At 42.5% G+C, this 21,170-nt stretch carries 26 protein-coding genes and 1 pseudogene; 2 read left to right on the forward strand and 25 right to left on the reverse strand.

All coding sequences use genetic code 11. The features are described 5' to 3' along the window. Positions 1–200: 200 nt before the first annotated feature. Positions 201–815, reverse strand: a pseudogene (locus ABIC22_RS01575) (histidine phosphatase family protein). Positions 816–1,118: 303 nt separating this feature from the next. On the opposite strand from ABIC22_RS01575, the gene ABIC22_RS01580 reads away from it, so the two are divergent. Next, on the forward strand, positions 1,119–1,319 hold the full coding sequence (locus ABIC22_RS01580) for a hypothetical protein (RefSeq protein WP_354477524.1): 201 nt from the start codon (positions 1,119–1,121) through the stop codon (positions 1,317–1,319). Between the two features lie 21 nt (positions 1,320–1,340). Here the strand turns inward: ABIC22_RS01580 and ABIC22_RS01585 are convergent, their stop codons facing one another. The 11 genes from ABIC22_RS01585 to ABIC22_RS01635 all read right to left on the reverse strand — a co-directional run bounded on the left by ABIC22_RS01585 (position 1,341) and on the right by ABIC22_RS01635 (position 10,215). Beyond that, positions 1,341–1,634, reverse strand: coding sequence for an RNA polymerase alpha subunit C-terminal domain-containing protein (locus tag ABIC22_RS01585; RefSeq protein ID WP_127539512.1), 294 nt, complete (start codon positions 1,632–1,634; stop codon positions 1,341–1,343). A gap of 21 nt (positions 1,635–1,655) precedes the next feature. After that, entirely contained in the window at positions 1,656–2,663 is a 1,008-nt protein-coding gene (locus ABIC22_RS01590; protein ID WP_354477527.1) for a phosphotransferase, read from the reverse strand. 70 nt (positions 2,664–2,733) lie between these two features. Then, positions 2,734–3,468 (reverse strand): alpha/beta hydrolase, encoded by a 735-nt coding sequence (locus ABIC22_RS01595; protein WP_483312522.1) that lies wholly within the window; start codon positions 3,466–3,468, stop codon positions 2,734–2,736. Between the two features lie 133 nt (positions 3,469–3,601). Further along, positions 3,602–3,913: a hypothetical protein gene (locus ABIC22_RS01600; protein WP_354477533.1), complete on the reverse strand. Its 312-nt coding sequence runs from the start codon at positions 3,911–3,913 to the stop codon at positions 3,602–3,604. 26 nt (positions 3,914–3,939) lie between these two features. Further along, complete coding sequence (locus ABIC22_RS01605) at positions 3,940–4,977, reverse strand: alpha/beta fold hydrolase (RefSeq protein WP_354477535.1); 1,038 nt, start codon at positions 4,975–4,977, stop codon at positions 3,940–3,942. Positions 4,978–5,032: 55 nt separating this feature from the next. Next, positions 5,033–5,545 carry a DUF4275 family protein gene (locus tag ABIC22_RS01610; RefSeq protein WP_354477538.1) on the reverse strand — a complete coding sequence of 171 codons (513 nt, stop codon included), beginning with the start codon at positions 5,543–5,545 and terminating at the stop codon, positions 5,033–5,035. Positions 5,546–5,605: 60 nt separating this feature from the next. Beyond that, positions 5,606–6,145, reverse strand: a complete 540-nt coding sequence (locus tag ABIC22_RS01615) for an NUDIX hydrolase (protein WP_354477540.1) — start codon at positions 6,143–6,145, stop codon at positions 5,606–5,608. Positions 6,146–6,300: 155 nt separating this feature from the next. Next, positions 6,301–6,978, reverse strand: a complete 678-nt coding sequence (locus ABIC22_RS01620; RefSeq protein ID WP_354477543.1) for an ABC transporter ATP-binding protein — start codon at positions 6,976–6,978, stop codon at positions 6,301–6,303. Beyond that, entirely contained in the window at positions 6,975–8,099 is a 1,125-nt protein-coding gene (locus ABIC22_RS01625) for an ABC transporter permease (protein ID WP_354477545.1), read from the reverse strand. Before ABIC22_RS01625 ends, ABIC22_RS01620 begins: the two co-directional genes overlap by 4 nt. A gap of 65 nt (positions 8,100–8,164) precedes the next feature. Beyond that, positions 8,165–9,541: a sensor histidine kinase gene (locus ABIC22_RS01630; RefSeq protein WP_354477548.1), complete on the reverse strand. Its 1,377-nt coding sequence runs from the start codon at positions 9,539–9,541 to the stop codon at positions 8,165–8,167. Continuing rightward, on the reverse strand, positions 9,538–10,215 hold the full coding sequence (locus tag ABIC22_RS01635) for a response regulator transcription factor (protein ID WP_354477551.1): 678 nt from the start codon (positions 10,213–10,215) through the stop codon (positions 9,538–9,540). Before ABIC22_RS01635 ends, ABIC22_RS01630 begins: the two co-directional genes overlap by 4 nt. A gap of 340 nt (positions 10,216–10,555) precedes the next feature. Between ABIC22_RS01635 and ABIC22_RS01640 the strand changes: the two genes are divergently transcribed. Continuing rightward, positions 10,556–11,524 carry a cation diffusion facilitator family transporter gene (locus ABIC22_RS01640; protein WP_354477554.1) on the forward strand — a complete coding sequence of 323 codons (969 nt, stop codon included), beginning with the start codon at positions 10,556–10,558 and terminating at the stop codon, positions 11,522–11,524. Between the two features lie 130 nt (positions 11,525–11,654). Here the strand turns inward: ABIC22_RS01640 and ABIC22_RS01645 are convergent, their stop codons facing one another. The 13 genes from ABIC22_RS01645 to ABIC22_RS01705 form a co-directional block, all read right to left on the reverse strand. Beyond that, positions 11,655–11,942, reverse strand: coding sequence for an SHOCT domain-containing protein (locus ABIC22_RS01645; protein WP_154892373.1), 288 nt, complete (start codon positions 11,940–11,942; stop codon positions 11,655–11,657). A 194-nt stretch (positions 11,943–12,136) separates the two neighbouring features. Then, positions 12,137–12,667, reverse strand: coding sequence for a hypothetical protein (locus ABIC22_RS01650; RefSeq protein WP_354477557.1), 531 nt, complete (start codon positions 12,665–12,667; stop codon positions 12,137–12,139). Positions 12,668–12,691: 24 nt separating this feature from the next. Beyond that, on the reverse strand, positions 12,692–13,192 hold the full coding sequence (locus ABIC22_RS01655; RefSeq protein WP_354477560.1) for a DUF6985 domain-containing protein: 501 nt from the start codon (positions 13,190–13,192) through the stop codon (positions 12,692–12,694). A gap of 15 nt (positions 13,193–13,207) precedes the next feature. Next, the gene (locus tag ABIC22_RS01660) at positions 13,208–14,245 is read right to left on the reverse strand and encodes a glycine-rich domain-containing protein (RefSeq protein WP_354477563.1); all 1,038 of its coding nucleotides are present in this window, start codon (positions 14,243–14,245) and stop codon (positions 13,208–13,210) included. Positions 14,246–14,450: 205 nt separating this feature from the next. Further along, positions 14,451–15,305 (reverse strand): MBL fold metallo-hydrolase, encoded by an 855-nt coding sequence (locus ABIC22_RS01665; protein WP_127539525.1) that lies wholly within the window; start codon positions 15,303–15,305, stop codon positions 14,451–14,453. A 144-nt stretch (positions 15,306–15,449) separates the two neighbouring features. Then, complete coding sequence (locus ABIC22_RS01670; RefSeq protein WP_246058520.1) at positions 15,450–15,830, reverse strand: hypothetical protein; 381 nt, start codon at positions 15,828–15,830, stop codon at positions 15,450–15,452. 353 nt (positions 15,831–16,183) lie between these two features. After that, the gene (locus tag ABIC22_RS01675) at positions 16,184–16,657 is read right to left on the reverse strand and encodes an NUDIX domain-containing protein (RefSeq protein WP_154892380.1); all 474 of its coding nucleotides are present in this window, start codon (positions 16,655–16,657) and stop codon (positions 16,184–16,186) included. 72 nt (positions 16,658–16,729) lie between these two features. Further along, positions 16,730–17,593: a DUF4085 family protein gene (locus ABIC22_RS01680; protein ID WP_354477567.1), complete on the reverse strand. Its 864-nt coding sequence runs from the start codon at positions 17,591–17,593 to the stop codon at positions 16,730–16,732. A 17-nt stretch (positions 17,594–17,610) separates the two neighbouring features. After that, positions 17,611–18,156 (reverse strand): HAD-IIIA family hydrolase, encoded by a 546-nt coding sequence (locus tag ABIC22_RS01685; RefSeq protein WP_354477570.1) that lies wholly within the window; start codon positions 18,154–18,156, stop codon positions 17,611–17,613. 403 nt (positions 18,157–18,559) lie between these two features. After that, the gene (locus tag ABIC22_RS01690) at positions 18,560–19,108 is read right to left on the reverse strand and encodes a GNAT family N-acetyltransferase (protein WP_354477573.1); all 549 of its coding nucleotides are present in this window, start codon (positions 19,106–19,108) and stop codon (positions 18,560–18,562) included. Between the two features lie 15 nt (positions 19,109–19,123). Then, a complete protein-coding gene (yqeK, locus tag ABIC22_RS01695) occupies positions 19,124–19,744 on the reverse strand; it encodes a bis(5'-nucleosyl)-tetraphosphatase (symmetrical) YqeK (protein ID WP_354477575.1) in 621 nt (206 codons plus the stop codon). A 60-nt stretch (positions 19,745–19,804) separates the two neighbouring features. Continuing rightward, on the reverse strand, positions 19,805–20,347 hold the full coding sequence (locus tag ABIC22_RS01700; RefSeq protein ID WP_354477578.1) for a GNAT family N-acetyltransferase: 543 nt from the start codon (positions 20,345–20,347) through the stop codon (positions 19,805–19,807). 265 nt (positions 20,348–20,612) lie between these two features. Then, the gene (locus ABIC22_RS01705; protein ID WP_354477581.1) at positions 20,613–21,155 is read right to left on the reverse strand and encodes a GNAT family N-acetyltransferase; all 543 of its coding nucleotides are present in this window, start codon (positions 21,153–21,155) and stop codon (positions 20,613–20,615) included. Between the last annotated feature and the right edge of the window lie 15 nt (positions 21,156–21,170).

A 21,170-nucleotide genomic window follows, 5' to 3' on the forward strand; every position in this document is an offset into this window, starting at 1 on the left:
ACCCCCCACCTTCCAATTCATTCCATTGTAGCGCAATTGTAATGTACTGGAAACAGAGAGTTTTAGAATGCATACAAAAAAAATGCCCTCTTCATAAGAGAGCATACAATGAATGATACACATAAGGGATGGAGCCATGATTAAGTTGGCTTACAAGCTTGTGATCCTTAGCTTAATCCCGATCTGAGTTCTCTCCTGAATCATTTCAACTGGCTCACCATATTCATGCTGCTCAATCTCCAACCGTTAACACTCTTCTCAATCGCGTGCATACTGGTATGATCGATCGGATAAAAGCTGGATTTATTGCTCCATTCCCGCTTATCGAGCAGATAATAGAGGATATTAATCACTCCGCCGTGCGTAATCAATAGAACGTTGGACTTTACCTTTTGCTCCTCCATGTCTCTGCAGAGTGTATCGAAAGAGGCACAGATTCTGTTATAAAAATTCCGTGGACTTTCTCCTCCTGGAAAAGGAGATTACATTTCAAGAGCATTGAAATAAACTCCTGGGTAATTCTTTTCAGCCTCCTCATGGAGCATGCCCGCCAAATATCCATTATTCATCTCTCGCCAATCTTTCACAAAGCTGCTCGGAATATTTAATTTCTGCTCAATCTCCCTTGCCGTCTGTACTGCACGAGGAAGATCACTACTTATAATCGTATGGATATCATACTGCTCAGCATGATGATGCAGATAATTACCTAATTGTTCGGATTGAATGATCCCTTGTTCCGTAAGCCCTCGCCGGCTCCACCCACCTCGATACCCTTCGTCATCCGCTCCGTGTCTTACTAGAAAGATCTTCAAGGCTATTCCTCCTTAACCTGTTCACGTTAAAATATTACGCCAGATTACTTTTCCTTGTTGGTTCAAGCTCTGCGACTTCCCTGAAGTTCATTACAAGTTCTACGCCTTCAACTCAGACTCTTGTCCCCTTGTATACTTCTTCTATAATTCTATGTAGACCGCTGTACCTACTACGGGAATGAACAGTATGGCCTGAATGCCAAAGTGTTTGATTGAATAGAAATTCAATTCGGGATTTTCTGTTAGGGGACGGGATTCAGAGTGTCCAACTGACAGCGAATGGAACAATCTGGACTAGTTACTTTGACGAAGGCATATTCGACAATTACGGATGGACCGATCCCCCAGGCGACTGACGAAGGGGCAAAGATTGAATTGGTCAACGAAGCCAATAAACCATTGAAGCAGGCACGGCAGGATTTTCGCGAGCAGCGACTGCTCCTTAGTGAAGGGAATTTATTGTACCAGTTGACGATCGATGAATTGGTTTCTCGTCTGGATTAGTGGTCATTGGAGTGGAGAGGGTTATTTCGGAAAGGACAAACCCTCTTCGTCAAGTGCTTGTCTAAGTTTGGGTATCGCAGATGGGCCTATACCATGAAGCTTCAGGATCTCTTTCTCGGTATATCTCGAAAGTATAGCCAACGTTGTAATCCCCTCATTTTCTAAGGCACGTCTGGCAGGTGCAGACAATAAGGCCAGGAATCCTTCTTTCGGTTTACGTTCAGATTCGCAGATCGGACAAGTTGGGCAGTCACTTTTTTTGTAATATGAATGTCCATGTTCACATGTTCTTAGTGTTCCTTTGTCGTTTGTCATTTGGGATCTCTCCTTACCGAGTTACATACTCATCCAATTCTCAACCTCTGGGATTATACGATCATATCGTTTTAAGTCCTCTATAGTACCTATAACTTGTGCTGTTCCCATTCGCTGTTCATCTTGATCTGTACATTCAATCCACAACGAACGTCTCAGGCTATATTCGAGCCAGTCTAACTTCCCAATAAAACCACTTTCCAAAACCATACGCCAGTCGGCACTTAAGCAGCTCACACGTTTACGATATCCATTAATAAAGGTTAAAAATCTGTCTTTATCAACATTTCCAGTGTTGTCTACGGACCAATACATAGCTGTTTCCATCAAATCATGCATGGGGTTGATGTAGCCTGCCGATTCCCAATCAATAATTATTGGGCTATTATGCTGCCACATCACATTCTTGGGCTCCAAATCCCTGTGACTAATCACTGTATTTGAAGATAGGAGTTGCAATGATCTCTTTGCCCTAGCATTCCACTCATACAACTGTTGGATCGTTGAATCTAGAAGCTCATTCCATTCCAGACTCTCATTTTTTCCTTTGTTCAGATAAAACGCCCAGTCTGTTTCTTTCGAAACATCCTTTGGTGGCCTTGCCATATCAAGTTGTGAAAAATCGATCTTATGCAAATCCGCAAGAATCGTACCCATTTGATCACAATGCTCGTTGGTAACTTCATTATGTTCTAGACTTCGACCATCAATCCAATCGAATATAAGATAGAATTGATTATCTATGTTATGGACCGAAGAGTTATTAATTCTTTTTGCTGGTTGTACAGGAACATGTTTATTCGCCATATTTGCTATTTTCTCTGAATTTATATAATTTTGCATAGCTTCAGACCTATTCATAATCTGTGGATTCAATGCCTTAATTGCATATTTATTTCTTCTTGTCTCTATGACATACATTCGATGTAAGAGTCCACCCAATATTGGTTTGGGTGGACTTATCAGTTCACCAAGATTTAATTGATCGCACACTTTCTCAAAATTCAGTTTATACTGAATATCGCTCATAACGTTACATACCTTCCGTTAATTATTGTTGTCTCACATGAGTATCTGTTAAAAATCAACGAACAAAGCGTTACCGTTCTACATGAACATATTTCTCCAACCACTCTTTTGCTTCTTGCAGCATCCCCAACGTTATGTGATGATTTACGCCTGCATACTCCACTAATTTAAGTGATGTTTGATTATCTTTTACAGACATGCGTTCCATAAAGTATCGCTGGCTTTCGATGGGAATGGTTGTATCTTCTTTTCCATGCAGCAAGAGGAATGCTTGGTCATTAGAATCGTTAATATTAAACAAAGGATCATATTTCCTGATATGTTCGGCTTCGATTGCAATCATCGGACTTCTCCCGTCATGTTGACGAAAAATCTCCTCAGACCTTAACCAGGCACAAGAAGCATTCATGATTACTGCAGATTCTACATTTGAATTGGTCGCACAAACTCCACCTGCTATAAATCCACCTGCTGAATTTCCAATAATACCTACAGGATGGTCTGTATTCAGGATATCTGCGACAATAGTGCTCGCCTCTTCAACCGCTTGTATCACGACTGACCAAAAGTGTTGTTGTAAAATAACGGTATCAAAGTACGCTAGATTACCACGTTCACCGTGGTGAGGCAGCTCAGGGATGATCACTTTGTATCCCCAATCCGAGATCATCGATCCAAAAAACAGATAGTCTCGAATAGTGGACCCCCAACCATGATATAGGATGATTGTGCCTACAGGCGGTAAGTATGGATCTATCTGTAAGCAAGGTACTCCAGTAATCGTACGTTCATTTATTATTCTCATAATCCCTCGCCATACTTAATTATTAGGATGAATTTATCGTTAACATGCCGTGAAATACTTTCCCACGCTATGATCTAATATTTTCACTACTTCTGGTGTTTTTCTAGAATTGACATGATCATTTTTGTCCCCTCTATTGTTCTTGTGTATTGTGGTCTACTAATTGGTTCTCAACTAAATAATCCTTCAGTAACTTTAGGTATTCTTTGCACGTCCTAATATAGTCCGTCTCTTCAAAGTCTCTAGCTTCCAGTTCCTTGTTAGCTCTGTTTAGCATAACAACTATACCGTCATACGAACCACTGACAAACAGAGCTATCGAATGATTTATCGCGGTTATTAAATTATAATGTGATGAATTTCTTCTAAAGCCATATACGGGCAACATATCTTTGGTATTCAGTTTTAGAATGAGTTTCCATATGTTATCGTCAATTCTCTTCACATACTAGCCCCCTAATTTCTTAATCATTAGTAAGACTTATACAACTCTATCAACCACGCAGCGAACTGCTCTTTTTCCTCAAACTGAGGATAGTGCGCCGAATGTTCAAACACCTTGAACTCTTTGCTCGGAGCGTTCAGTTCATTGAAATACTTCTGTGCCGCATTCACCGATGTCATATAATCGTATTTTCCCATGACAAAGTAAGTCGGAATCTCCAGCTCTTCTACAAGTTCGGGTAAGTGATCGCCCGATTCCTCTTTCAAAAGCAGTTCCTGCGTAGCCTGAATGCCCATGAAGTATCGAATGACATCCAGCGCATTGTATTCAGGACCGAACAGGAAGCCGAGTATATAATCCCTATTTTCATTGATCTGTCTGGCTGCACCGCCGTATTTGCGCACCATATTCCTTGGCGTATATTTCTCCCCTCGCTCAATTGATCCTCGTAGACGTTCCAGACTTGCCACGTCCTCTGCATTACCAGCCTGCTTCGCCTGAGCGAGGGTATAATTCAGACTGTCCAACTCACTCTGCACGTGATCAGCAACTTGCCCAATACCGATGTAAGCATGGAATTTGTCTGGTGCCTTGGCGGCAGCCTTCGTTCCTATGTATGTACCAAATGAATGACCAACCAAACTGACCTTATCCTGTCCAAGCTCCGCACTCACATAATCGGTTAATGCCAATAAATCCTCTACAAGCACATCCGTTGTCAACTGCGAATAATCCTCCAGAAAGTGATAAGACTTTCCGCTCCCGCGTTGATCATAATGCACAATGGTAAAATGCTGTTCGAGCTCCTCTTGATATTTTCTGACATAAGGAATTTCGGAGCATCCCGGACCACCGTGTACAAAGATTAGGATAGGATTGTCCCGATCCGTTCCCCGAATCATAACCTCATAACCTGCACCGTTGATCTCGATTTGCCCCATCGTGCTAATGCTGTTCTCTCCCCTGATTCCTGGTGTCCATGTCGGAAATATAAGTGAAAGTATGGCCATAAGCAAAATGAGAATCAGGAAGCGTTTGGATATTTTAACGAGCTTCTTACGCATTGCGATATCTCCTTTTGCACAATGATTCGTTGAAATGGAATTCTCCTGAGTAACGTTACTTTAATGGACTGATTTTATAAAAATAAGGCCCACACATGTCTTCGTGCGTATGTACGTAGGTCCAGGTAAACTGACGGTCAAAGATATAGATATCTTGTTCAGAATCAAAGTCCGCTGCAACGACTGCTTTCGCATTCTCATAGACCTGGATAAACGGCGTATGTTGATACATGATATATAAGTCATTTTTGAGCTCGGCATCAAACGCATCTCGTGCTGAATCGCCCGTTAAACACGCTTGTTTCTTATAACTAAACATATGCCATTTATAATCGCTGTAGTAGATCGCGTCTTTTGCCTCGTCATCCAGATTGCCGGCAAATACCTCATCCCACTGCTTAACAATGCCCTCCGATTCCTCACACAGCTCCGTCACCTGAACTCCCTTATTCGCCAGATTTTGCTCAAACATATATCTACGGTATACAAGCTCGATCCGCGCGTACGCCACATTCAGTTCACTTTCAGGCAAAACGTCTAACATCTTGTTAATTTGTTCTCGAATCACGTTGACCTCCGTTTGAAATGAAATTAGGTGTGTCTTCGACCTGAACCACATCCCTGTTTCTTACCGTCTAGCTTCTTCCCTCAATACATAAGCCAACTGGTACATCTCCGCTATATCATATCTATTCTGCTCCTGGAATCTCCGAATGGCTTCAGCAATCTCTACAAGCTCTACGGCAACAACCTGCTCTCCATCCACCGGATTCAGCGGATTGCCTACAAGTTCAACATCTCCATATCCAATCACTCTCACAAAATGAGGATGCGGAATATGTGGTCGATACGGTTCAGTGGCACCAGATGTGCAATAGAACTGACCGAATATCTGATAGGACTGCAGCTCCGCACCCAGCTCTTCCATCACTTCGCGCTTTAATGCTTCCGTATATCTCTCTCCAGGTTCCAATGTTCCTCCCGGCAGTTCCCATTTGCCATTATCCAATTGAAACACGACGCACTGCTTCCCGACGAACGGGATAATGCTCACGTTGCTCACCAGCACTTCATCCACGATATCGTTCAACCTGAACTCCGCAGTCACCGTCCCCCAATGAATGGAGGCACTCAGTGCCGGAAAATGTTCAATATTTAAGCTTTGCATCCGCATCAGCCCTTCTCTAGATAAAGTAAAATCTTCCACTTCATTCTTTCTCCAATTATAGATGAAAGGATAGAAAGAAGGCCACCTTCCCTCATGGAATAGGTGACCTTTCTCATAATAGATACAGAGAACAATTTCGTCTCAGGGTATGCTCCTTATTTGTGCACCAGTTTCCCGTTTTCCAAAAAGAGAACCCGATTACACAGCGGAAGAACCCGCTCATCATGCGTAACCATTACCGCACTCTTGCCCTGCTCTGCAACCAGCTTCGCAATCATGCCAACAATATCGAGCCCCCGTGCTGCATCCAGACTGGCTGTCGGTTCGTCCGCCAGCAGCACAGCCGGATCATTCATCAATGCCCGCGCAATGGCAACCCGATGACGTTCCCCGCCAGACAACTTCTCGGCATATGCTTTACGACGGTGAGTTAAACCTACCGTATGAAGCAGCTCATCCACTCGCTTCGCGGCCTTGTTCTTGTCCATTCCGGCAAGCTTCGCAACGACCATCAGCTGTTCTTCCACTTTCAGATAAGGAATGAGGTTGGCACTTTGAAAAATAAAACCGAGCTGCTGAAGCCGCACATCGGAAATGTCCTGCTTGTTTTTGCCCATGATGGATACACCATCAAGCAGAACCTGCCCCTCCGTTGGTTCAAGGAGTGCACCTGCAATGGACAGAAATGTACTTTTGCCTGACCCGGAAGGACCCATAACCGCAACAAGTTCCCCCTCGGCAACTTCAAGATCCAGCTTATCCAAAATCGTACGTTTGACCCCGCCATCCTCAAAGGTCTGTGTAATTCCCTGCAATACCAATCGGTTTCTCATGCTGCTGTCCTCCCAATTGCATCAAGCGCATCAATTTTGGTAACCTTCCAGACCGAGAACAACGAACCTGCCATAGACATAATTACAAATAACATGCAGGTTAGTGCCAGGGTGGACAAGCCTAATTGAAACGGCATCGAAGCTGGCAGGATGGACTCAAACAGACGGACCAGCAGAACACTGATTACCAAACTGCCGACGGACAAAATTAATACTTGTAATGACACACTGCCAGCCAGATACGCATTGCGCGTCCCGATGGCTTTCAAAATGCCAAATTGACTCGTTTTCTGAATGGTGATGACGTAGAAAAATACTGCAAGTACAAACGCCGAGATGACAAACAAAAAAGCGATCATCATGAGCAGCGACCCCTGCTCTTCCTTATAGCCAGGAATGGCCGATACCGCTTCGGACTTCGTAATCACTTCCGCATTCGGCAGTGCAGCACTCAGGCTATCCACCTTCTCACCTGCATCCTTAATGGCAATGGCATTGTATGACGAAGCATTATTGCCCGCTGTATCTGGGCTAATACGCGAATTTCCTTGCAAAGCAAGCCATTCCTGTTCATTCAGGAACACGACCGGTGAGTGGCTGAAGGACTCATTTTGCACAAATCCACCGACTGTCCACTCCGTCCCCGACGCTTGATCCACCAGAACCGTCCCAATGGTCACGCCAGACTCCGACAGCTTTTGATCTACTACAACTTGTCCGTCCTTCTGATCCGTCATCAGAACTCCTTCAGTGACGGTTGGCGCAAGCCAGCCTCCTGGGTTCACCATAAACAGAGTGACATCTATTTTCTTGGTGTCGTCAGCCGGGCTAACGGTTGTCATTTTCACACCCAGCGGCTCTGCATGTTCTTGCCCTACCACTAAGCGCGACTGTTCAAGCTGATCCTGATTCACCTGCGACCGGGTGAAACGATGATTAGAATCCTGTTCGAGAACGAAATGGGTTGCTGCCATATTTTTGATCGACGCGGCGTTGTCATACGCCAGCCCCTGCGCAAGACCTGTAACAAACAGTACCAAAAATGAAACCAGTACCATAATGGTAGCAATTAACGCATACCGCCCTTTGGCAAACCTCATCTCTCTAATAGCCAAGTACATATCTCTGACCTCCTCTTGATAAACCAAGTATAGGAGGTGAAAATGAACGGCAAATGAATAACAGATTACATCTGCGGAAGAGTCACAGTGAAGACGGTACCTTCGGACGAACTGGAGACTTCAATCGTACCGTCATGAATCCGGACAATTTTCTGCACAATGGCGAGCCCAAGCCCGGTTCGACCAGAAGAACGCTCCCGCGCACGGTCCACCCTATAGAAACGATCGAACAGGAATGGCAGATGCTCTGCCGCAATCCCGTCTCCTGTATCCCGAATTTGGATTACACAATGAGTATCGGTCTGCTCTGCTCGGATCTCAATGCTTCTTCCTTGCGGAAGATGATTCACTGCATTGCCCAGCAGATTCATCCATACCTGCATGAGCAGTACTTCATTACCAACCATCTGGATGGATTCGGGTACCGATATCCGGAGCAGCAGTTCCTTTTCTTCCAGCTGCCATTGCAGCACCTGAACGGCTTGACGGAATTGATCGCGCAGAGAGAATTCTTCTTTGGTCAGATCCTCTTGGCCTTGTTCGAGGGATGACAGCAGAAGCAGCTGTTTGCTGAGCAACGAGAGATGGCGGCTCTCTTCCTCAATAATGGATGCATAGTGCTCCCTTTCCTGTTCAGGAAGATCTCGATCTGAGAGCAGTTGGGCAAATCCCTGGATCGAGGTCAGTGGCGATTGAATCTCATGCGAGACATTTGATACAAACTGCTGACGCGCCTGATCTACCCGCTCCAGTTCACGACTCATGGTCATAAAGTGCTGAGCCAGCTGCCCAATCTCATCACGTCTCTTCGTGGGCAATTTCAGATTATAGTTTCCCTGTACAATTCGCTTGGTCGCCTCCGACAGACGTTCAATTGGATTGACCAAGTAGCGCGTACTGATTAGAAAGATCAAGATGCTAATACCTACCGTAAGCGCCCCAATCAGGGCAAAAAAGATACGCAGTTCGCCAAATTGCAAAATGACGTCCGGGCGCATAAACAGGCCATAGCTTGTATTTCCGATCTGTAGTTTAACACCAATGGTATTGCTTAACTGATTGTCAAAGAAACCCGTAATGAAGGGTTTACTTGGAAACTGGGCAACACCATGGTAGACCTCACCGTCAAGTACCATATCTACTGCTCGCTTGTCCAGATCCTTCTCGCGGAACTCGCTACCGTAGAATTCATCATTCCCCTTGCCATCTGTCACATAGATCTCGTAACCGAGAGCTGCGGCATTGTTCAGATACTGCTGCATCATGTCTGGCTCCCGCTCCACAAACTGCTTCATTTGCATGGCGATGCCTACCAGCTTCTCATCATTGAAGGACTTAAGCTTCGCATGATAATAGATATTGGATAAAAGAAAACCCAGCATACCGCTGACCACAATGACAGCGATCGTAATGAGGAAGACTCGAACATACAAAGTCCTCACTGGGTTTTCACCTCCATCTTGTAACCGATCCCCCGTACCGTATGAATTACAAAGTCATCTGTATAATCCGCAAACCGATCACGTAACCGCTTGATGTGCACATCCACCGTACGGTCATCACCTTCGTAATCTGCGCCCCAGACCAGTCTAATTAATTCATCCCGCGAGAATAAACGACCTGGATATTGTGCCAGCTGGGAGAGCAGCTCGAACTCCTTCATGGGTAAAAACAGAATGGATTGACCATCAGATACCTCCACGTTATTCCGGTCAATCAATATGCGATTCATGCGAATGATATCGCTTGACGTGCGGTGATAACGGCGAAACAGTGCCTTGACCCTGTAGATCAACTCTTCGGGTTCGAACGGCTTCGTCACGTATTCATCCGTGCCCTTCAGATAGCCCTCCCTCTTATCGGATAGCTGGTCCCTTGCCGTTAGCAGCACAATCGGTATGTCATACTGCTGCCGGATGAAATCACATAGCTCCAGTCCGTCCATGCCTGGCATCATCACGTCCAGGATCGCCAGATCAATCGGTGTTTCTTTGATTAGCTTGACCGCTTCTATCCCATCCTGCGCTTCATGCACCTGATACCCCTCTTTGGTCATGACATGCCGAAGGAGTGCTCTAATGTTGGCGTCATCATCCGCCAGAAGCAGGTGTTTCATATCGTTGTCCGCCCCTCTATTTCTAAGTTGAATGTATAATGATCATATCCATTGGTTTGAAGTTTGCTACGAATACTTCCGCACATGGATCCTGCACAGATGGTAGCACAAAAGCCAAAGCGTTCGCCAGCACACACCACAGGAAGCAATGCTTTCGTGTTTATATTTTGTTGAATCTGGTTGACACTATTATTAGGCACATCTATAATAAAACCATAACATATGAACAAACGCTCATATATTCATTTGATTAATTAGATTCATGCAAGGGATATCCTAAGCCACAATAGCAATCACATTATTACATAACGGAGCCATGCTCCAAAGGAGAGGATCTCGTATGTCCGGACATCACCACAATCACGACCATGGACACCAACATGCTCATCCCAATAACAAGAAAGTGCTACTGTTTTCCTTCATTATCATTACGCTGTATATGATCGTTGAAGCTGTAGGCGGCTTTGTGACCAACAGTCTGGCTCTCATCTCCGATGCAGGACATATGCTGTCAGATGCAGTCGCTCTGGGAATTGCCTTACTAGCGTTTACCTTTGGGGAAAAGGCAGTGAATACTGGTAAAACCTACGGATACAGACGATTCGAGATTTTGGCTGCTACCTTAAACGGAATCACCTTAATCGCCATCTCCCTATACATCTTTTACGAAGCGATCGGCCGCTTCATTCATCCGCCGGAAGTAGCCACGGTCGGCATGCTGATCATCAGCATCGTTGGATTGCTCGTGAACATTCTCGTTGCCTGGATCATGATGCGCGGCAGCGACACGGAGAATAACCTCAATATGCGGGGTGCCTACCTGCATGTCATCAGCGATATGCTTGGGTCCATCGGGGCCATAGCGGCAGCACTGCTAATGATGTTCTTCGGCTGGGGCTGGGCAGATCCACTCGCAAGTGTAATCGTGGCCGTGCTGGTTTTGCGAAGCGGATTCTTCGTAACGAAGTCTTCCCTGCATATTTTGATGGAAGGCACTCCGGCGAATGTGGATGTCAATGATCTTGTGCAAACGATTAAAAAAGTTGACGGTGTCCATGGCGTTCACGATGTGCATGTATGGTCCATCACTAGTAACCTGAATGCACTGACCGCTCATATTGTGGTCGATGGAACATTGACCATCTATGAAGCTGAAACGCTTGTGCAGAAGATCGAACATATGCTGGAGCACAAAGATATCAAGCATGTCACCTTGCAGGTAGAGTCTGAGAACCACCTTCACGACAGTTCAGTATTATGTACGGTTAAAGGCGACGCACCTGATGCGCACGCACATCATCACCATTGAGTATGATGCAAGATTTAGCGGTAAAACAAAAACAGGGCTGATTCCCTCGAGGGAATGCCCTGATTTGTTTTGTGTATATCTGTCTTCTGTTATCCGTTGGCCCGAGCACTAATCTGCCAAAACTTCTGGATTACTTATACTTAGAGAGTAGTTTCTGTTTCTTTTGATCAAATTCAAAGTCAGTTATGATGTTTTTTTCCTTCAACTCACCTAATTGCAAAAGTTGTTCATGAACATTAACGGGCGGCTTTTTTAATTTATTTGCTCTAACCAAAACAACAATTGAAAAAGGGATTGCATACAACATGGTTAACAGCGCCAAAAATGCGGCATTATCTGGATCTTCTGGCCCTAAACCCAGTATCATAAATAATGTTAATGTGAACAACACGACCCCAATGGTCGACAATGCTTTCAAAACAATCCCTCCCAAACATTATGTACTTTCTTATTGACGAGATAACTGATGTTAATTGCGAAGCTTGTTTTGAATCTCTTGGCCTGTTCTTTATATTCTTCGTTACTCATTCTTCCACGTTCGAACCTAGTTCTTATTCTTTTGTTCTCTCTCCATAACAAAAGTGATAGCTCTAACCAACTGGCAGAAGGTCTCTAACTTCCATTATTACATAAAATGCAGCCATGGCAAGACAAGTACACTTCATGATTTTCGCATTTCGGGTATCCTGGCGGGATTGTCGGTTGATCATCATCCTCTTCAATCTCGGACCACTCCAGATAATTGTCCAGATTAACGTCGTCTCTATTGAACGTATGAATCATGGTCTGAAATTGCTCCAAGCAGGGTATGAGCGACTCTTTTCGCGGTTTATAACTTAACTTCTCCCACCCCGCTTCAGCAATTGCATGTGCAATCATGCGGTGCATAAAATCCTTTTCCTCTTCAAAGATATCTATGGACCAAGGCATCTCATCGATGTCGAAGCCAACCGTTCCGATGCCTACGACGGACTGATCCCTCTGGGCCAACCAGATGGTCATTTCCCTCTCACGGTTCGTCCTGGCTAGCATCGAGCCACTGATGGAGAGCACTTCTATAAACACTGATGTTAACCCATTGGACATTCCGATGGATTCGATCACTGATACAGCATCTTTAGGCATTGAAATGGTATTTCCCATTCTGCTCACCCCTTATAACCATTACTACTCATCCGATTCAGTCCAGATGGCAAATTCGCCATACCCCAAATACTCACGTACTTCAAGAACCTGATGACCAAGCATAACAATCTCCATACCGTTCTCCGTGTCCCAATCTGTGCTGCCACCTAGTATGGCTCCCAGGATCTTATCCTTCGGATCAGCCGGATTTCGATAAAGTTCAACTTCACCAACTGCCATAAACGCGAGAATCCCCCTGCCCTCCACTTCGGCCAAGCCTGCAGGGTAGTCCGCCGTGTCACTTGACATTTTCTCTGTCTTCCATTCATATGCCCGGTTGCATATGTCGTTAACCGTGTCATCCGGCAAGCGATTCAGCACGTCGTGGATATACCGCTCTGCCTCTTCTAAACTGATGTCTTCCGTATTAAATCGATACTCCACCTCGGATTGGAACAACTCAAGCATCCCGTATCCAGACACCCGATTCTCATCTGCTGGGTCTTCTATGTCAACACGTTCCAAATGAAATCTTTCAGTCATACGATCCCTCCTTCATTAATCTCCGCCTCCGCCACAAGATGAACAGCTGGATGAGCTGCAGGAAGAATCGGAAGACGAACCAGATGATGACCCAGAATCTCCAGAGGAACCACTGCTGTCGTTACAATGATCGGCATAACAGCTTGAACTGCTTGAACAACTGCTGCTTGACGAAGCTCCTTGGGCTGCCTTTTCCGGTGGGATAAGTTCCTGTTCGAGACGACCCATGTGCACTCCGTACGTTGCCTCATGATACATGGAGTGATATACCATGGCACTGGCCATGATAAGAGCCACATCAACCGAACCTGAGGATTCGTGGGATAGCTCTTTTTCGTTTAGACTTGCCGATCTCTGCAGCCTGTCCATCAAATAAGAAATGACCTGTGCAGCTTCAGGATCTTCCTGCATGCGTCTCGTATGGAAAAATTGATTCACCAATTCAGTTCGATCTCCCTGAGCGATCAGCTTCTGCAGGTCACCGGATATCGGGTAGCTGAAGAACTCCCCCCAGATTGCGGAGCTATATGGAGTGAACTCGAATAATTGACAGTATACCCAGTCAAACCATGCACGTGCACCTGGATTCTCACGGCGGGTAACTGCCGGCTCATGATGTACCGTGGAACCCATAAATTCTGCACAAAAATCAGCGTAGGATTTGGTAAACATCAGCATTTCGTGCCATAACTCGTCTACCTCATCGCTAAACATCGGGACCTGTTTCAGCAAAGAAGCCATAACGAGGTATCTTTTAAGCTCGAGCAGCTTCCATCGATACTCCAGCTTTTTCATATGAGGATATTCCTGCTCCATACGGAGCTTTAGTTTATTCGAAAAATGCTTATTAAAGCTCTTCTCCAATTGTTGAACGGTTTTATCGTAGGAAATGTCATCACGCAGTCCCAGATTCAAAGGTAATTTTTTGCGTCTATACGTAACTCTCGTGTGCCTTCTGCGTCTTCCTTTCGAACGAAAAATCCTGATCCTGCGCCGAATCACCAAGGCTGCAACCACCAGTAATCCTGCTGCAATGTAGTAGTAGATAGGCATAATAGCGCCTCTCCTCTCCGTTGTTCTTTTCTATGTATGGGTGAAACTACCATTAGTATAAATGACGATTCAAAACTATTAAAGAGCCCTTAGGCATACAAGCCAGGGCCCTTTAATATCATAGATCCTTCGATGTCAATGAACTTTCGATAATCAGAATCGCAGTCCTCTCAGCATCAATGCTGCAAGCGTAGGTTTAAACTTTCTACTTATGCTGTAACTGTAATCGTTGATCGTTAACAAATGCTTGTAAAAAGAACATCTCGTTTTCATTGGGAGTCCGCTCATGTTCTTTCTCGAAGTTTGTTATTGCGCTATCTAATGATGTAGATGTCACTGCTCTATTACAGGAAGTCAGTTCTCTCCAAAACACGTTCATCTCATCCAGGTCGCATATGGATTCATGCCCGAGTAGGAAATGATCCGCATCATACTTTTGAATATCCTCTATCATCGGTAACAACATAGCCTGCTTAAAATGAAACAATGAGTTGGTTGTTGTTCCATAAGGGCTGTCTCCAAGGAAAATAGTCTTATCATCCGGAATGTATACGATCGTTGAATCATCTGTATGTGTGCTCCGAATGGTTTCAACCCTACAGACCTTATTGCCCAAATCAAGTTCAAGAGAACCTTCAAAAATGATATCAGAATCATTTAATTGAAAGGAGTCTCTCATTGGTATTTCACTCTTGATAATTTCCATGCAGTGTAAACTCATCTTGTTTGACTCTACATATTCATTGAGTGAATGGTCATCAAAAGAAAAGTTTCTCCAGATATTTATCTTCTGTTGAGTGAGGTGATTAACAATAATCGTCGCATTGAATTCATTCATTCCTAAAAAATGATCCCAATGCGCATGCGTGATAACCACATATTTGATAGGTGGTACATCTAAACGGCTTATTTCCTGTAAAAACTCTTGGGCATGCTGAACCGAATTCCCACCATCGATTACTAGGCTGTATTGATCTCCACATACCAATCCTAAAGTCGGTCTATCTTTATCATTTTGGTTAGATAAGTAATAGATCGATTCACTTAATTTATTTAACATGTCAATTCTCCTCTAATTGTATTGTTGGAGTAAGAGAAAAATCGCATGCTAATGTATATTAACCATGGATCTTTCTCGTTTTTATCGATTTACCAATGGAATCACCCCGATTTCATTTTTAGGTAGTACGTATGTAAATGCTTTTTATGATAAGGCAATAATCAAACTGGTAATAAGGAGCAGTATCGTTACCGGAGCCCAGATTCTTCGTTCCCATACGCTGCGTGTTATCAGATTTAGGATTGTTCCCAGCACCAGATACCCAACAATAAACCAAATTGCTGTATTTGCAAATGTAGACCACTCAGGCAATAGCATACCCGCTCTACTCAGTACAACTAAACCAATGAATACGAGAATAGTGATCTGCAACAAACAGGAATAACGCATGGTTGTAGGATATTTCCCGGGAAACTTCCCACCCATCGCTACCTCTCCCCACGGCATACCTGCAGCGAGTGCCACTTGAAAGAGAATGACAATCAGAATGAGGACAGCAAACAATATCGAAGACACCAATATCACCAATTCACATCCCCACATCTAAATGTAGTTTCTTCTCCTTATACTTTATTGGTGCAAATCGGTTAGTATTCTTCAAACCACAATCGATAAAATTCTTCTGAAAACCAGAACCATATGAAACCCATAATTACCATGATGCACCCTAATATTTTTAATATCACTTCGATCGTCTTAGGGATATCTGTGCTCGGCAGGTTTTCTTCAAATTCACTATTCGGTTTTATTCCTCTATATCTCATCAGAACAAATAGTTTATAAAGAATATCGGGAAAGAAATAAACCACAATGCCTACGTACTGGTCGTCCATTCAACTTCAATTCCATTCATTTTCTTAGCAAATAAGTTCATTGGATTATCTATCAAAATGCGCTCGTTCTTCTTGAGTGGAACTGAAAATGTAATCCGGGTAATGATTGGCTAAAGGTGGACGTTCATCCTCACGGAAAAATTGCAAATCCTTCATCTCTTCATTATTTGATGTTAATTGCCCCGATTGGATTCTGCATTTAAATACAATGGTTAAATATTCAACTTGATGACCGTTATGATATGTAAAACGTTGACCTTCTCCACCGTAGACACCAATGATCTTTTCGGGCTGAACGACAAGACCGGTCTCCTCCAAAGCTTCTCTGACCATCGCTTGTGCAGGTGTTTCACCAATCTCAATTGCTCCAGCAATTAACCCCCATGTTGATTCATTGTGTTTACGCCCAAAGAGGATCTCACCATGTTCATTTCGTATAATACCAGCTACACCTGGCATAAATATGAGATCATTCCCAATCTTAGCTCTAAGGTTCTTATAGTAATCAGACATGCTCATAAATGCTGTACCTCCCTCTAGACACCGTTAATAAAATGCTACAACTGCAGACAATCTTCATTCGTTATGTAGTCACTCTTCTTCTACAACAATATCCTGGCACTGAATAATCAGTTCAGACATTTCTTCACCATCAAAAAGCATATGTATTTCATATCCATTTTCGATACAATACAGTTCTTGATAGAGCCAGTACATACCGACAATGTCCCCCTCTTGCTTGATGATCTCAGGTGCAATAAACGTAATCTTATTTAAATTCGTGAACCCTCCACGGGTATCGAATCGAATGACCAAGTCCGAATCCGAGACCAATTCCGTCACGGTGCAATCATGAAAATGGACCTGGTTACGAATATGTTCAGGAATAGGTTCAGCTAGCTGCGCCTCTCTATACTCCTTCGAGATCAGTTGCATTTGAGCTTCATTTAATTTGCTCTGTTTTTTCAACTGTTGCATGACCTCTTTAGTGCAATAACCCAAGGAAAATACACGGATATCTGCAATTTGGTCATAGATCTCTTTCGGTAGTTGTGCAATCTTGTTTTCGCAGTTCCATTCCAGATTACTTTTAAATTCTTGTTTGCTGCCTAACTCGTCAAAAGGTGGCCTCGCATCGTAATCTGCAATTAACTTCTCTATATGCTCTCTTTCCTCAGCCGGCATATGATAAACCATCGTATCCTCTTCCGATACATCATCCCCACTAATAAATTCCTCCGCACGCACAAGAACCGCACCATCCTGCTCCAGCATAAAACGGGGATCAACATTGTAAACATCGCGTTGAAACTTTACATGCTCTTTTTCTTTTCTTTTATATAATCGTAGATAAAGCTCTTCATCCATTTGTTGGGCTCCGCTGTGTACTCGCATACCAAAGTGAAGATGTGTTTGTTGGCAAAGTTCATACCACTCTTTTGTAAGATATTTCATGCGTACTCTCTCCTATTTCAATTCTTCAGTTTGGCTTGGATGATCCAATAAACTGCATCTAAAATATCTTCTGCTATGTAATCAGGGTCCGTATCTATCCACTTGTTTCTGTACGTTGTTAATGACGATTCTCCCCAGCCTGTTCTTACAATGATCTTCTTCGCTCCTACTGCATGAGCAGCAAGCATGTCCGTATCGCCTACGTCACCAATAACGATACATCTTGATAAATCTAAATGGTGTTGCTGTGAAGCCTCTAACAACATGCCCGGTTTAGGTTTTCGACAGCCGCATTCTTGTTCATGTGGGCATATATAGGATTGATCGAATCCGTACTCACTAAATTGTTCTTCAAACTCTTGAATGGTTGCCTCTCCACGCGATATCCGATACTGATTCGTTATAGCAAATACCTTGATTCCATTTCTCTTCAGAAGCGCTATAGCTTCTTGTGCATTAGGGTATAACTCAAATTCTCTAGGGTGAATAAAGTGACCTGTGCCACCGATGGTTCCATCTCTGTCCATAAAAACAGCTTGTATGTCCAAATTTGGTTTGATCATGGTTTATTCCTTTCTCCGTGAGATGTGTAAATATTTAGTGCATACCAATCGATCATCTATACCAGTTAACTACCGAATAAAATCATGTTATTTTTATAATAAATGTTATAAAATGTATTTACAAATAAATAGAGGTGATTGTATGAACTTATCATTTTTAGCTTTATTTTTTGTTGGGATAATAACCATTTATGCTATCGCATTTACCCTGATAATTAAGCTGCTTGGAAGGAAATTTAAAGACAAATCCAATATGTATTTTCTTTATGCCTCTGTTATTCTAGTTATTCAATCTTATCTTCTAATCAAGGATTTTTCTGAAAATCAGTCTATACGTTCAGTCAATATCTTATTTTTCTTAATGGCATTCATGCTGATTTTCCAAGGATTAAAACGGAAGAAATCAATTAAGTAGAAACTGCTTCTTCAGTAGTGCATAGATAACCGTATCCACAAACTGATTCTTCCAATAATAATGTTCTTTTAAAATTCCTTCTTCTCTGAATCCAATTTTCTCAAGCAACTTTCTTGATCCCGTATTCTTTGGTTCTACATTGGCTTCCATTCGGTTTAATGCAAGATGGCTAAATCCAAATTCAATGATTTGTTGAACCGCCTCGGTCATATATCCATGGCCCCAATACTCCGGTGCTAATTCATATCCTATGTGAGCTTTATAATGATTTTTCACCCAACCATGAAATCCACATGTTCCAATCACCTTGTTTTCCGATTTCAAAGTAATTCCCCAGCGAATGGCCTGTTCTTGATTAAATCGATCATTCCATCTTTGAATGAGTTCTTCCGCTTGTTCAACACTCGTAAAACTCTCCAGATCATAAAACTTCGTCACTTCATCTGAAGAAAAATAACGAAATATTTCTCTTGAATCTTCTTGTTTAATCTCTCTTAGTACGAACCGTTCTGTCTCTAATACAGGAAATGGAGGCATATTCTTCTCCTTTCGTTAGCGATTCATTTCTATTAATTCTTCTCTCGCTGCTATAAGCCAGGGATGTACTAATTTAAGCTTGGAACGTTGCTCCCATACATGGTTCAGATAGATGAGTATTCCATCATTGAGTTGGTATTCATTTACTTTATCTCGTATCTCTTGCAGGTAACTATGATCTCCTGGTAAATTCCAAGATATTTTGTCTGAAATGAAGAGTACTTTATCCAGTAAACTTGATTGTGGTTTAAGCGTGGTATGACATTCGATTGCACTTAGTATTTCTTGATCGTTGATATGAAATATTTCTTTTGCCATAGCTTTAGATAACTTCTGGTGAATGATTCTATCATACTTATATTCTTCATTCATGATTTCTATAGATAACGCCTTGGCCAGATTTAGCATTTCACCTATTGGAACCACATTGCTTATATCGTGTAATAATCCTGCTTGTTCGGCCTTTTGAGGATCTGCTCCAAATAATCCAGCTACTCGCTTTGCTTCTGCGGCAACGTCTAATGTGTGTTTCAGAGTTTCTGGATCATGATGTGCTTCGAAGAAAGAGTGAATATTTTGACTTAGATCACTAGAAAATTCTACATTCAGCAAGTATTGCTTAAGAATTGGATTCATCTTTTGACCACCTATACGTTAATTTAGCTAACAGTTCCGTCCCTACACGATTAGTGACATTTACCGATTCCAATCACTCGATAACATACTATATGTCACAATATTCTCATAATGATCGTGAAGCCATTGTGCTTCTCTAGAAATCCCCTCATTGATGAAACCAATCCGTTCTGGTATCGATCTGCTTTTAAGGTTAGTTTCTGCACATTGTATAATTACACGATTTAATTTCATCTCATTGAATAAGACATCAAGTAGACTTGTGATGCTTTTTGTAATAATCCCTTGACCTTCCGCTGACGCCCCTAAAAAATATCCAATACTAGTCACTTTATTTTTCCAATCAATATAATGTAATGCGATCATTCCAACCAGTTTACCATTGAACCACAAACCAGCATCAAAGCCGTTCTGATCTTCATAATTTTGTTTCCACATCTCTATTACTGGATCTAAGTCTTCTGGGGATTGTCTCTTATCCACCCATAGCAACCATTCTCGTAGATGCATTCTGTTCTCATCAATTAATGTGTACAATTCATCTCTTTCTTGGGGTTGAATTAAATTGATTACTATCAATTCATTCACTTGAAATGGAAACAATTTAATCCCTCCATCAACATCAATCTAGGGTTGAACCAGGTCCGTATGTAATTTGTTCTGTGTTTCCCGCCAGTGAACAAAAATACGCCTCAACCTGAGACTTCTCTTAATCTTAGGTTAGGCGTTTGTGGTTCAAACTTTATTTTATTCCATTTTTATACATATAGCAACCGAGAACTTGAACTTCTATATACGACTAAATTGTAGCTGTTTAGATCCACCCAATCATTTTCAACGTGCCACAATACGTTGCGAATATTTCCATTCAAATCTCTAGCTTCATCTGTATAGTTATTATCTTTTTTCCATCTTCTAATTTCGTTATTCTCATATCAATGGGTTTAAATCCATGCTTGTGATAGAATGCGAGCCCTCTTGAATTCGTACTATGACATGATAATAATAAGTTCTTTACTCTATAAATCGATTTTGCCTTCATTATCATCGTCTCTAACAAATACGAAGAAGTACCTTGCCCTCTGAAACTTTTGGATACAATAACGTTGCCTAGCCAACATTCATCGTCCTTATAATTATACAAATTGGCATAGGCTACAATTTGATCTGAATCTTTATGAACTATAACTGTAGGTTCGTATCGATTCTCAAGAAGTTTCACTATCTGATCTGGTGTTAAGGGATATTTAAATTGAGGACTAACATAAAACAATTCTTCGTCTGACTGAGGAAAAGAGCTTATATCTTTTAAATCATCATATAATAAAGATCTATAGGAATAGATGAATTCCATCTCCTTTTCTCGTTTTGAACAATTCCTGAATCTTTGTTTACACATCCTTGTTAACATAACTCATCGAAATGA

The sequence above is a fragment of the Paenibacillus sp. PvP094 genome (genome assembly GCF_040546835.1).
Classification (GTDB): Bacteria; Bacillota; Bacilli; order Paenibacillales; family Paenibacillaceae; genus Paenibacillus; species Paenibacillus illinoisensis.